The sequence below is a fragment of the Streptomyces sp. URMC 127 genome, from assembly GCF_051386535.1.
Lineage (GTDB): Bacteria > Actinomycetota > Actinomycetes > Streptomycetales > Streptomycetaceae > Streptomyces.
In genome coordinates, this window is record NZ_JBPQTW010000062.1 from 19,603 (window position 1) to 31,009 (window position 11,407).

The 11,407-nt window shown below is 71.0% G+C and carries 11 protein-coding genes; 7 read left to right on the forward strand and 4 right to left on the reverse strand.

The features are described 5' to 3' along the window. The first annotated feature begins 7 nt into the window (after positions 1–7). A complete protein-coding gene (locus tag ACSNOH_RS15760; RefSeq protein WP_436721954.1) occupies positions 8–1,132 on the forward strand; it encodes a MerR family transcriptional regulator in 1,125 nt (374 codons plus the stop codon). An 84-nt stretch (positions 1,133–1,216) separates the two neighbouring features. Here ACSNOH_RS15760 and ACSNOH_RS15765 read toward each other — a convergent pair whose 3' ends face one another. After that, complete coding sequence (locus ACSNOH_RS15765) at positions 1,217–1,840, reverse strand: GNAT family N-acetyltransferase (protein WP_436721955.1); 624 nt, start codon at positions 1,838–1,840, stop codon at positions 1,217–1,219. A gap of 214 nt (positions 1,841–2,054) precedes the next feature. On the opposite strand from ACSNOH_RS15765, the gene ACSNOH_RS15770 reads away from it, so the two are divergent. Together ACSNOH_RS15770 and ACSNOH_RS15775 are read left to right on the forward strand one after the other, a co-directional pair. Continuing rightward, positions 2,055–3,044: an aldo/keto reductase gene (locus ACSNOH_RS15770; RefSeq protein WP_436721956.1), complete on the forward strand. Its 990-nt coding sequence runs from the start codon at positions 2,055–2,057 to the stop codon at positions 3,042–3,044. 31 nt (positions 3,045–3,075) lie between these two features. Further along, positions 3,076–3,501: a pyridoxamine 5'-phosphate oxidase family protein gene (locus ACSNOH_RS15775; protein WP_436721957.1), complete on the forward strand. Its 426-nt coding sequence runs from the start codon at positions 3,076–3,078 to the stop codon at positions 3,499–3,501. 43 nt (positions 3,502–3,544) lie between these two features. On the opposite strand, the gene ACSNOH_RS15780 is transcribed toward ACSNOH_RS15775, so the two are convergent. Beyond that, the gene (locus tag ACSNOH_RS15780) at positions 3,545–4,546 is read right to left on the reverse strand and encodes a zinc-dependent alcohol dehydrogenase family protein (protein ID WP_436721958.1); all 1,002 of its coding nucleotides are present in this window, start codon (positions 4,544–4,546) and stop codon (positions 3,545–3,547) included. A 168-nt stretch (positions 4,547–4,714) separates the two neighbouring features. On the opposite strand from ACSNOH_RS15780, the gene ACSNOH_RS15785 reads away from it, so the two are divergent. Both ACSNOH_RS15785 and ACSNOH_RS15790 read left to right on the forward strand, forming a co-directional pair. Continuing rightward, positions 4,715–5,056 (forward strand): ArsR/SmtB family transcription factor, encoded by a 342-nt coding sequence (locus ACSNOH_RS15785; RefSeq protein WP_436721959.1) that lies wholly within the window; start codon positions 4,715–4,717, stop codon positions 5,054–5,056. Positions 5,057–5,259: 203 nt separating this feature from the next. Further along, positions 5,260–6,120, forward strand: coding sequence for a lysozyme (locus ACSNOH_RS15790; protein ID WP_436721960.1), 861 nt, complete (start codon positions 5,260–5,262; stop codon positions 6,118–6,120). Positions 6,121–6,138: 18 nt separating this feature from the next. Here the strand turns inward: ACSNOH_RS15790 and ACSNOH_RS15795 are convergent, their stop codons facing one another. Further along, positions 6,139–6,783, reverse strand: a complete 645-nt coding sequence (locus ACSNOH_RS15795; protein ID WP_436721961.1) for a hypothetical protein — start codon at positions 6,781–6,783, stop codon at positions 6,139–6,141. Between the two features lie 222 nt (positions 6,784–7,005). On the opposite strand from ACSNOH_RS15795, the gene htpG reads away from it, so the two are divergent. Together htpG and ACSNOH_RS15805 are read left to right on the forward strand one after the other, a co-directional pair. Next, entirely contained in the window at positions 7,006–8,916 is a 1,911-nt protein-coding gene (gene htpG / locus ACSNOH_RS15800) for a molecular chaperone HtpG (RefSeq protein WP_436721962.1), read from the forward strand. A 126-nt stretch (positions 8,917–9,042) separates the two neighbouring features. Then, positions 9,043–10,371: a M20 metallopeptidase family protein gene (locus ACSNOH_RS15805; RefSeq protein ID WP_436721964.1), complete on the forward strand. Its 1,329-nt coding sequence runs from the start codon at positions 9,043–9,045 to the stop codon at positions 10,369–10,371. 32 nt (positions 10,372–10,403) lie between these two features. On the opposite strand, the gene ACSNOH_RS15810 is transcribed toward ACSNOH_RS15805, so the two are convergent. Continuing rightward, the gene (locus ACSNOH_RS15810; RefSeq protein WP_436721963.1) at positions 10,404–11,249 is read right to left on the reverse strand and encodes a phosphatase PAP2 family protein; all 846 of its coding nucleotides are present in this window, start codon (positions 11,247–11,249) and stop codon (positions 10,404–10,406) included. Positions 11,250–11,407 lie beyond the last annotated feature (158 nt).

Sequence of the window (11,407 nt, forward strand, 5' to 3'; positions counted from 1 at the left end):
CGCCCGCATGAACGAGATCGACATGAACGAGACCGACGCACTCATGAGCATCGGAGCCTTCGCCCGCCGGGTGGGACTGGCTCCGAGCGCCCTGCGTTTCTACGACGACTGCGACCTGCTGCGCCCCGCCCACGTGGACGAGACGACCGGCTACCGCTACTACGCCGCGGACCAGGAACCCCGCGCGGTCCTGGTCCGGCGGCTGCGGGAAGCCGGGATGCCGCTCACCGGCGCATCGGTGGTGCTCGACGGCACCCGGGAAGAAGCCCGCGCCGTGCTGGAAGCGCACGCCGGGCGGGCGCGCGACACCGCGGCGGCGGCCCGGTCGGCGGTCGAGGAGATCCTCCGCGACCTGCCGGGCGGCGTGCGGCGCGCTGCCGCGGTCAGGGTCGACGGGGCGGAGCTGGCCGGCGCCGTACGCCAGGTCGCTCCGGCGGTCGCGTCCGCTGCGGCACGCGAGGAGTTCCCGGTACTGGGCTGCGTCCTGATCGAACTCGACCACCAGGAGATGCGGCTCGTCGCCACGGACCGCTACCGCCTGGCGGTCCGCGCCCTGCGGCCGGCCAGTACGGAGGGGGACCCGTGCCGCGTCCTGGTCGACGCCGCGGCGCTCAAGGACGTCGCGTCCTGGGCCCTGCGCGTACCGGACCTCCGCATCGAGATCGAGGCGAACGGGCACGGCGTACGGCTTCGCAGCGACGGTGACGCTGCTGCCGTACGCGATCTCCCCGCTGCGGACGGGACGTTCCCGGACTACCGGATGATCCTGGACAACATGCCGGCCGTTCGGCACCGCGTCATCGCCGACCGTGCGGCCCTCGGCGAAGCGGTCGCCGCCGCCGGGCCCGAAGGGCCGCTGACCCTGCGGACCGACGGAGAGCGCGTCACCCTCACGTCACGCGGCCAGGTCACCGCCACCCCGGCCGCCGTCTGTACAGGACCGCCCGTACGCATCGCCTTCGACCCGTACGTGCTGCTGCCGGCCCTCGACGCCGGGGTGGGCCCCGACGTGCTGCTGGAGATCTCGTCGCCGTACGAGCCCGTGGTCGTCCGCTCCGCCGACCAGGGCAGCTTCACTACGCTGGTCATGCCGGTCCACGACGCGGGGGCGACGGTGACGGGCGACGAGTGACGGGTGACGCCGGCAGGCTCCGGCCAGGCAGAAGGGATGCCCGGCCGGGTCGATGACGTATGACCACAGGGCAGCGATCAGACGTCAGGCCCGGTAGACGCACTCCGCCAGTGTCGTGTGTTTCTTCCAGCCCAGCGTCTCGTACAGCGCGCGTCCGTCGTCGGTCGCACCGAGAACGCCGAGCCGCGCACCCCGCGCCAAGGCGTGCTCGGCGAGCGTGGCCATCACGAACCGGCCCAGTCCGCGCCGCCGGTGGGTCTGCGCGGTCATCACCCGGTCCACCACCGCGGCCTCCCCGAGGACCGCCGACTGCCCCATGGCGGCCGGCTCACCCGACGCGTCCAGCACGCGTACGTGGATGACGGACCCTACGGACTCGACGGTCGTGGTGTAGCCCGCGGGCACGACAGGTGATGCGGCGACGAGGTCGGCGGCCATCAGGTGCCCGGTGTCCTCCCAGGCCATCGCCCAGCCCGCCGGAAGCCACGGCGCTATCTCCTCCGGCTCCGCGGGCATCTTCATCCACGTCCGCGGCACGGTCACCGAAGCAGCGGCGCTGCGGACCAGTGCCTCCGTGGTCTCCGGGAGGACGTGACGGCCCACCTCGACGGGGTTGCCGGGCACTTCGATGTAGTACCCCCAGGGCTTCCCGACCGGCGGGGGAGTCCGCCGCGACAGCGCCCAGCCCGCCACCCAGGTCCTGACCATGTCCGCAACCATCAAAGCCTCCCGAAGCCGTGGCCGAATGAACGACCAGGTAATGGTCAATGTCCAGGAGTGCACATTACGTTCGCTGGTGGTGCACGGCATCTCAATTCCTGTGGACGCGACTTCGCGACTCCGCAGCCGCCGTTTGCCCTGGAGTGCACTCCAGCACCTAGCGTCCTGGGCAGATGGTTTTCCGAGAGCAGGAGGCAGCAGCATGACCACCGTCCCCACCCGGTATCTGGGCGAGCTGGCGGTTTCCGCGCAGGGCCTGGGCTGCATGGGCATGAGCCACGGCTACGGCGCGTCGGACGACACGCAGTCGATCGCGACCCTGCACCGCGCTCTCGACCTCGGGGTGACCTTCTGGGACACCTCCGACTTCTACGGTGCCGGGCACAACGAGGAACTGATCGGACGCGCCCTCGCCGGCGGGCGCCGCGACGAGGTGGTGCTGGCCACGAAGTTCGGGTTCGCCAACCGCCTGGGCGAGCCCACCCGGCTCCGCGGCGACGCCGCCTACGTACGGCAGGCGTGCGAGGCTTCGCTGCGCCGGCTCGGAGTCGATCACATCGACCTCTACTACCTGCACCGCGTCGACCCGCACGTGCCGATCGAGGAGACCGTCGGCGCCATGGCCGAGCTGGTGCGGGCGGGGAAGGTCCGGTACCTCGGACTGTCCGAGGCCGGTGCGAGCACCATCCGGCGTGCGCACGCCGTCCACCCGATCACCGCGCTGCAGAGCGAGTGGTCGCTGTGGACGCGCGACCTGGAGGCGGAGACCGCCCCGGTCTGCCGGGAACTCGGCATAGGCCTCGTCCCGTTCTCCCCGCTCGGCCGCGGCTTCCTGACCGGCCGCTACGGCTCCGTCGAAGGGCTGGAGCAGACCGACATGCGGCGCAGCCAGCCCCGTTTCGCCGACGGCAACCTGGAGCGGAACCTGGCGATCGTCGCGAAGCTGAACGAACTGGCCGAAGCCAAGGGAGTCACCGCCGGTCAGCTCGCCCTGGCCTGGGTGCAGCACCGGGGCGACGACGTGGTCCCGATCCCGGGCACCCGGCGGCAGCGCTACCTGGAGGAGAACTTCGCGGCCCTGACCGTGGAGCTGTCCCCCGAGGACCTCGCCGCCGTCGAGGCCGCCGCCCCGCCCGAGCAGATCGCGGGCCCCCGCTACGACGCGACCAGCCTCACCTTCGTCAACGGCTGAGTCCCGCGCTCCCGCCGCTATCGTCGGTCGTATGACGCTGTCGATGCGGGAGCGAGAGCAGTTCCTGGCGGAACCTCATATCGGTGCGCTGTCGGTGGCCGAGCGGCCGGACCGCGCACCGCTGACGGTTCCCATCTGGTACCAGTACACGCCCGGTGGCGAGCTGTGGGTACGCACCGGGCCCGATTCCCGGAAGGCGCGAGCCATTCGTGCCGCCGGGCGTTTCAGCCTGATGGTGCAGAGAACCGAGCCCACGGTGCGCTACGTGTCGGTGGAGGGGCCGGTGACCCGGACGGCGGCGGACAGCCGCGAGCGGTCCTGGGAGATGGCCGCGCGGTACCTTCCGCCGGACAAGGTCGCCGGCTTCGTGGAATACGACCGGGCCGAGCTCGGCGAGCACCTCCTGATCTACATGCAGCCGGAACACTGGGTGTCCGCCGACCTGGGGGCTTTCTGAGCGCTTCGGCCCCTCCTTTGGTTCGTCCCCTCCGGGGGACGGATCAATGGCCGACAGTGACGACGACCTTGCCGATCTGGTTCCCCCCCTCCAGGTACCGGTGTGCCGCGACGATCTCGTCCAGGCCGAAGGTCCGGTCCACGGTGGGTTGCAGGGCGCCGGTGCGCAGCCCCGAGGTGACGAAGGCGTGGGCACGGCGAAGCCGCTCCGGGTCCCTGGTCGTCTCGTGCATGGTGTAGGTGCGCATGTTCAGGGCGGGCATGCCGAGGTCGAACCCCGGGTACGGAGTCGGCTGACCGCTCACCGCTCCGTAGAGCAGGAGCGTGCCGCCCGGGGCGGCCGCCTTGCCCAAGTCCGTTACGCCCGGCCCGGCCACGCCGTCGAAGACGAACTCGGCGCCGCGCCCCGCGGTCACTTCGAGCACGCGCTCGGCGACGTCCTCCTCGTCCGTGACGATCACTTCGGCCGCCCCGGCCTTCAGCAGCGCCTCCTTCTTGGCGCGGGTGCGGGTGGTGGCGATGGGCGTGGCGCCGACGCGGTGGGCGGTCTGGATCGCGGCCAGGCCGACGCTGCTGGAGGCCGCGGTCAGCACGACGGCGTCCCCGGCGCGCATCCCGCCGACCTCCACCAGCGCCCCGTACGCGGTCACGTACGGCATCCACACGGCCGCGCCGTCGACCGCGCCCAGCCCTTCGGGACGGTGCACGACCGCGGAGGCGGGAACGATCGCACGCTCGGCGTAGACGCCGTAGTCGTTCATCGAGAACGCGGGTACGACGCTGACGGGCCGGCCGACCTCGAATCCGGCCACGCCGTCGCCGACGGCCTCCACCACGCCCGAGGCCTCCAGGCCGAGCCGTGCGGGGAAGGCCCGGGCGGGCTCGATGTAACGGCCGCTGCGGAACAGCACCTCGGCACGGTTCAGCCCGATCGCGTCCACGCGTATCAGCAGCTCACCCGGTCCGGGCCGGCCGACCTCGACGTCCTCCAGGCGCAGCACCTCCGGCGCCCCGTATTCGTGGAATCGCACCGTCCTGGTCATCATGCATCCCCCTCCGCTCGATGGGGCAGCGCGCGACCCGCGCTGCCGTGCCCCACTCAAGCCGAAGGTACGACGCCTGTCAAACTTCGACCTCCGTCGAACTTCGGCCCGTCAAACTTCGACCTCTGTCATACTTCGATGTGCGTCGTATGAAGGGCATGGGAGGTCTGGATGGCAGCAGCAGCACGGCAGAGCGGGCGCGACCGTACCCCGCCTCATCCGGACATCCGGACGATCAGCCTTCAGCAAGTGCTGGAGGCCCTGGTCGACCCGGTGCGCCGCCGGATCGCCAGGGAGCTGTACGCCGCCGAGCACGACCTCGCCTGCGGCGCCATCGACCTGCCGGTCAGCAAGTCCACCGCCACTCACCACTTCCACGTCCTGCGCGAAGCCGGCCTCATCCGCCAGTACTACGCCGGGACCTCCCGCATGAACGCCCTGCGCCATGAGGAATGCGAGAAGGCCTTCCCCGGCCTCCTCGCCGCACTGCTGACCCAGCGCGACCAGCAGTAGATCGGCGCGTCACTCTCCTGGGGGAATTTCACGGTCCGCCGTGCGTGGTTCGTCGCGCGCCGTACCCGCACAGGTGTGCCCCTCGGTCATCCTGCTGCCCGTCACCTCGTGCGCTGCCGGGCCCCGGATGTGAGCGTTGCAGTAGAGCGGGGAGCCGATCGTTTCCCCGTACCCTCCCCCCACCATGGCCTCGGAGGCACCTCATGCCCGAGCATCACTCCGGCCCGGGCCGTCCGCGTCACTCCACTGCGGCGGCCGTCTTCCTCTCCCTCCTGACCGTACTCAGCCTGCTGGTCGCTCTCCCGGGAACCGCCGCCGCGGTGGACGGGAACACCGGCCGGCCGGCCCACCCCGAGCGGGACTGGATGGGGTCGACCGTGCGGGCCCACGAGGGCTCCTCGCCGCCCGGCCGCTCCCGGGCGCGGGCAGCGGGGAGCGGGTCGGTCCACGGGGTGGACGTCAGCAGCCACAACGGCAACGTGTCCTGGTCCAAGCTGTGGCGCAGCGGCGTCAGATTCGCCTACGCCAAGGCGACCGAGGGCACCAGCTACACCAACCCCTACTTCGCGCAGCAGTACAACGGCTCGTACGACGTGGGCATGATCAGGGGGGCGTACCACTTCGGCCTGCCGGGCAACTCCAGCGGCGCCGCGCAGGCCGACTACTTCGTCCGTCACGGCGGCGGCTGGACGGACGACGGAGTGACGCTGCCGGGCGTGCTGGACATGGAGTACAACCCCTACGGCAGCGTCTGCTACGGGCTGAGCAAGAGCCGGATGATCGACTGGATCGACGACTTCCTCGACGCCTACTGGGACCACACCGGGCGCGACGCGGTGATCTACACCTCCACCGCGTGGTGGAAGAAGTGCACCGGCAACTACGGCGGATTCGGCAAGGACAGCCCGCTGTGGGTGCCGCGCTACGGTTCGTCCTCCGGTGAGCTCCCGAACGGCTGGGACTTCTACACCTTCTGGCAGCACACGAGCACGGGACCCACCGTCGGTGACCACGACCGCTTCAACGGCCCGTACCACAGGCTCGAAGCGCTCGCCTACGGCTGACCGGGCCGCGGGGCCGGGTCAGCCGTAGGCGACGTCGTCGAACGCGGGGCGCCGGCCCGCGCTGCGCCGTACGAATCCGCGCCGGCCCGCGAGCAGGGTGATGCCGGTCCATCCGAGGACGCCCATGACGAGCATGTCCCACTCCGTGTCCGGGTCGACCTCGGAGGACGCCTCCAGCGGGATGACGCCCTTCGGGTCGCTGACGACCTCGATCCGGTCGCCCACCTTCCAGCCGGGGGAGCCCCCGTGGTGGTCGAGGGTCTCCTTGAGCCTGCCCGAGCGGCCGGTGAGGACGAAGCGGTGGTCCTTCCCGCCCTCGCCGGCGTCATCGGTGATGAGGACGCTCTCGCGGACGCCCCGGCTGCCGAGCGTGGCCTCGGGGGCGTACTGGACCGAGCCCACCAGGACGAACAGCGCGGGCGCGAGGGAGAGGACGGCAAGCCACCACGCGCAGTGGAGGAAGCGCAGCACGATCGCGAAGACGAGGCACCCGAGGACGCCGGTGGATATCGGGATCCAGTCCATGCCCAGGGCGAGGTAGGAGATGCCGCTGTTGACCGCGGCGATGGTCCAGCCGAGTACCGTCACGGCGCCCGTGAACAGAAGGTACGCACCCCGGTCCACGTTTCCGCTCCGTGCCTTCTTCATGTTCACTGCAGCCATCGGGGCAGCATAAAAGGCCGGACAGCCGGGTCCGCCCGCGGGGCGGACCTCGCGCGGCCGCTTCGTTCGGCGGGTCGTGAAGGCCTTGGTGCGAGGCTGGCGTGAACGCGCCGCGACGTACGGATCAGGCCACCGCCCCACATCCCGGCCCCTGCCCTGACGTGGTGTTTTACAGTGGCTCCTATCAGTTCTGGTGATAGGACCTGTGAGGTATTCGCGAACATGCCGACTGAGACGTTTGAGTTCCAGGTAGAGGCCCGTCAGCTGCTGCAGCTGATGATCCACTCGGTCTACTCGAACAAGGATGTCTTCCTGAGGGAGCTCGTCTCCAACGCCTCTGACGCCCTGGACAAGCTGCGCCTCGAGAAGCTCTGGGACGACGCGCTCGACGCCGACGTGTCCGACCTGCACATCGACATCGACGTCGACAAGGACGCCCGCACCCTCACCGTGCGGGACAACGGCATCGGGATGTCGTACGACGAGGTCGGGCGGCTCATCGGCACGATCGCCAACTCGGGCACGGCGAAGTTCCTCCAGGAGCTGCAGGAGGCCAAGGACGCGGCCGGGGCGGAGGGGCTCATCGGCCAGTTCGGCGTCGGCTTCTACGCCGGCTTCATGGTGGCCGACGAGGTCACCCTGCTGACCCGCCGCGCCGGCGAGAGCCAGGGCACCCGCTGGACGTCGCGCGGCGAGGGCACGTACACGCTGGAGACGGTCGACGACGCGCCGCAGGGCACCTCGGTCACCCTCCACCTCAAGCCGGCCGACCCGGAGAACCAGCTCCACGACTACACCTCCCCGTGGAAGATCAGGGAGATCATCAAGCGGTACTCGGACTTCATCACCTGGCCCATCCGGATGGTGCCCGAGAGCCCCGCCACGGCCGGGGACGGCGAAGGGGCGCCGGAGCCCGAAACGCTCAACTCCATGAAGGCCCTGTGGGCGCGGCCGCGCGACGAGGTGTCCGACGACGAGTACCACGAGCTGTACAAGCACATCGGCCACGACTGGCGCGAACCGCTGGAGACGATCCGCCTCCAGGCGGAGGGCACCTTCGAGTACCAGGCCCTGCTCTTCCTGCCCGCTCACGCGCCCCACGACCTGTTCACGCGCGACTCGAAGCGCGGCGTGCAGCTGTACGTCAAGCGCGTGTTCATCATGGACGACTGCGAGGCGCTGCTGCCGCCGTACCTCCGCTTCGTCAAGGGCGTCGTCGACGCGGCGGACCTCTCCCTCAACGTCTCCCGCGAGATCCTGCAGCAGGACCGCCACATCGAGATGATGCGGCGGCGCCTGACGAAGAAGGTCCTGTCCACGGTCAAGGAGATGAAGACCAAGGACGAGGAGCGCTACGGCACGTTCTGGCGCGAGTTCGGCACGGTCCTCAAGGAAGGGCTGGTCACCGACCCGGAGAACCGCGACGCCATCCTCACCGTCGCGTCGTTCGCGACGACGCACCACGACACCGAGCCGACCACGCTCAAGCAGTACGTGGAGCGGATGAAGGACGGCCAGGAGGACATCTACTACCTCACCGGCGAGTCCCGGCAGAGCATCGAGAACTCCCCGCACATGGAGGCCTTCCGGGACCGGGGCATCGAGGTGCTGCTGCTCACCGACCCCGTCGACGAGGTGTGGGCCGACGCCGTCGGCGAGTACGAGGGCAAGAAGCTGCGGTCCGTCGCCAAGGGGCAGATCGACCTCGACGCCAAGGAGGAGGACGCCTCCGGGGATGAGCGCGAGAAGCAGAACGAGGAGTACGCCGGGCTGCTCGGCTGGATGAAGGAGCAGCTGGACGAGGACATCAAGGAGGTGCGCCTGTCCTCCCGCCTCACCGTCTCCCCGGCCTGCGTCGTCTCCGACGCGCACGACCTGACCCCGGCCCTGGAGAACATGTACCGGGCGATGGGCCAGGAGGTGCCCCGCGCCAAGCGGATCCTGGAGCTCAACCCGGGTCACCAGCTGGTGAAGGGCCTCAACCAGGCGTACAAGGAGCGCGAGGACCACTCGCAGCTCGCGGAGACCGCCGAGCTCCTGTACGGCCTCGCGGTCCTCGCCGAGGGGGGCCAGCCGAAGGAGCCGGCCCGCTTCGTCAAGCTGATGGCCGAGCGCCTGGAGCGGGCGCTGTAAGCCCGCGCCCGCCGTCCGGAGACGCCCTGTCGGCGACCGGCCGGGTGTGGTCTCATGGCGTCGGCGAACGCGGCCGCATCCTGCCGGAGGGCGACCCGCATCGCATGGTGGGAGGCGCGCGTGCTGATCGACGGGGCCGGCCCGGTCCGGCCGGAGTCCGGCCTGCTGGCCGAAGCGCGGCAACTGCTGCCGGACGTGGTGGCGCTGCGGCGCCGCATCCACCGCACTCCGGAAGTGGGCGCGCACCTGCCCCGTACCCAGCAGGCGATCCTGGAGGCGATCGACGGCCTGGGCCTGACCGTGACGCTCGGCAGGAGACTGAGCTCGGTGGTGGCCGTGCTCGACAGCGGACGGCCCGGGCGGACGCTGCTGCTCCGCGCGGACATGGACGCCCTGCCGCAACAGGAGAACACCGGCCTCGCGTTCGCCTCCGAGGTACCCGGCGTCATGCACGCGTGCGGGCACGACGCCCACACCGCCGTGCTTGCGGGCGCAGCGCGGCTGCTCTGCGCCCGCAAGGACCGGCTGTCGGGGCGGGTGGTCTTCATGTTCCAGCCCGCCGAGGAGACCGGCGGCGGGGCCCTGCCCATGATCGAGGAGGGGGTGCTCGCTCCGGCGGGCGGCCCGGCGGTCGATGCCGCGTTCGCGCTGCACATCAACGCACGCAACGAGACGTGCACCGTCCATGTGCGGCCGGGCACGCAGTACGCCGCCGCCGACCTGGTGCGCATCACCGTCAGGGGCCGGAGCGGGCACGCGGCCGGCCCGCACCGGGTGCTCGATCCGGTCCCGGTCGCCTGCGAGATCGTCCTGGCCCTCCAGACCATGATCACCCGGACGGTCAGCATCGTCGAGCCGGCGGTCCTGACGATCACCACGGTCCGGGCGGGAAGCGCCTTCAACATCATCCCGGGTACGGCTGAGCTGACCGGCACGTACCGCACGCTCTCCGAGGCGAGCCGCCGTACGGTGCGCGACGGCATCCGGCGGGTGGCCGAGGGCGTGGCCGCGGCCCATGGCATGACCGCCGACGTCGAACTCCCCGAGGGCTATCCCACGGTGCAGAACGACCCCGGGTTCACCGCCCTGGTTCGTCGCGCGGCGGCCGCCGCCCTCGGCCCCTCGCGCGTGCACGAGCTTCCCCACCCCACGATGGGCGGCGAGGACTTCTCGTACGTCCTGCAGCGCGTGCCCGGCGCGATGGTGTTCCTGGGCGCCTGCCCGCCCGGCAGCGTGCCGGGTACGGTCCCGGACAACCACTCCGACCGCGTGCTCTACGACGAGCAGGCACTGGCCGCCGGGGTCGCCCTGCACTGCGCGGTGGCCGAGGACTTCCTGCGCGGCGGTCTCACCGAGGGCAAGGGAAGCGCCGCCGAGGGCAAGGGAAGCGCCGCCGGGAAGAGCGAACGCGGCACGGCGATCGGCGCGGCCGGCCCGGACGGGCCGTACGTCTGAGGGGCCCTCGTCTTGTCTTCTTGTCTTCGTCGTCAGCCGGCTGCTCCCTGCACGCTCGAAGGCTTGGTCAGGCGTACGGCCGTCCGTGCCGCCAGTCCGGCGACGGCGGCGCCCGCCGCGGCATCGAGTGCGTAGTGGTAGCGGCAGTAGACGACCGCGACGGTTACGACGGCGGCCGTGGTTGCCATGAGGCGCGTGGCCGCCCTCGGTGCGCCGGACGTCCGCAGGGCGAGGGCGGCGGCCCAGGCGCCTGCCACGTGGGAGGAGGGGAAGCACGTGCCCGGCGGGTCGGCGTTCTTCATGAGCCATGCCTGGAGCGGTTGCGCGAGGTAGCCGTGGAGGTGCGGGGGCGAGAAGGCGCCGGCGAGCGAGGTGAGGGGGCCGGCGAGGGGCAGGGCGATGAAACCGAGGAAGCACAGGTAGGACGCCAGGCACATGCACAGGACGTAGTGCTCCAGAGCGCGGTCCAGGCCGCGCAGGATCAGGTAGGCCGGCGGCAGCACGAAGCACAGGTAGTAGCAGCTGTAGCCGATGCTGAGCGCCTCGTTGAGCGGGCGGGAGGCCACGGAGTCCAGCAGGAGGTTGGGGTGTGTGCCGAACAGGTGCTCTTCCCAGGTCAGCATGGTGCGGTCGAGGAGACGCCCGTGCAGGGCCGGCGCCTGCGCGCCGGCTGACGCGAACAACGGGCCGACGAACGCGAGCGGGTGAAGCGTGCGCACCCGTCGTACCGCGCGCGAATCCGACCACGGCTCCACTGCGGCGCAGCCGGCCGTGAAGAGCGCCAGCGCCCCGTAAGCGATGAGGACCGACCGCGCATCCGTGACGTGCCGGCGGCCGAGAGCGACGGCGACAGCGGCGATGCCCAGGTAGGCGAGCATGGCCTTCTCCACCGGTGTCAGCCGGAGGCGCGGAGGGGGCTTCGGCCGCGACCGGCTCGTAGGGGTGGGTGGATCCGGTGCCGCCTCTGGTTCGCTGACGGGGCGGCTGTCGGCCATGGGTCCTTCTCCCTGGGCGGATCCTGTGACGGGCGGGCGGG

What these genes read in the sequence shown, in the direction of transcription:
- ACSNOH_RS15760 (WP_436721954.1), top strand. Translation starts at nt 8, where the DNA reads ATGAACGAGATCGACATGAACGAGACCGACGCACTCATGAGCATCGGA.
- ACSNOH_RS15765 (WP_436721955.1), bottom strand. Translation starts at nt 1,840, where the DNA reads ATGGTCAGGACCTGGGTGGCGGGCTGGGCGCTGTCGCGGCGGACTCCC.
- ACSNOH_RS15770 (WP_436721956.1), top strand. Translation starts at nt 2,055, where the DNA reads ATGACCACCGTCCCCACCCGGTATCTGGGCGAGCTGGCGGTTTCCGCG.
- ACSNOH_RS15775 (WP_436721957.1), top strand. Translation starts at nt 3,076, where the DNA reads ATGACGCTGTCGATGCGGGAGCGAGAGCAGTTCCTGGCGGAACCTCAT.
- ACSNOH_RS15780 (WP_436721958.1), bottom strand. Translation starts at nt 4,546, where the DNA reads ATGATGACCAGGACGGTGCGATTCCACGAATACGGGGCGCCGGAGGTG.
- ACSNOH_RS15785 (WP_436721959.1), top strand. Translation starts at nt 4,715, where the DNA reads ATGGCAGCAGCAGCACGGCAGAGCGGGCGCGACCGTACCCCGCCTCAT.
- ACSNOH_RS15790 (WP_436721960.1), top strand. Translation starts at nt 5,260, where the DNA reads ATGCCCGAGCATCACTCCGGCCCGGGCCGTCCGCGTCACTCCACTGCG.
- ACSNOH_RS15795 (WP_436721961.1), bottom strand. Translation starts at nt 6,783, where the DNA reads ATGGCTGCAGTGAACATGAAGAAGGCACGGAGCGGAAACGTGGACCGG.
- htpG (WP_436721962.1), top strand. Translation starts at nt 7,006, where the DNA reads ATGCCGACTGAGACGTTTGAGTTCCAGGTAGAGGCCCGTCAGCTGCTG.
- ACSNOH_RS15810 (WP_436721963.1), bottom strand. Translation starts at nt 11,249, where the DNA reads ATGCTCGCCTACCTGGGCATCGCCGCTGTCGCCGTCGCTCTCGGCCGC.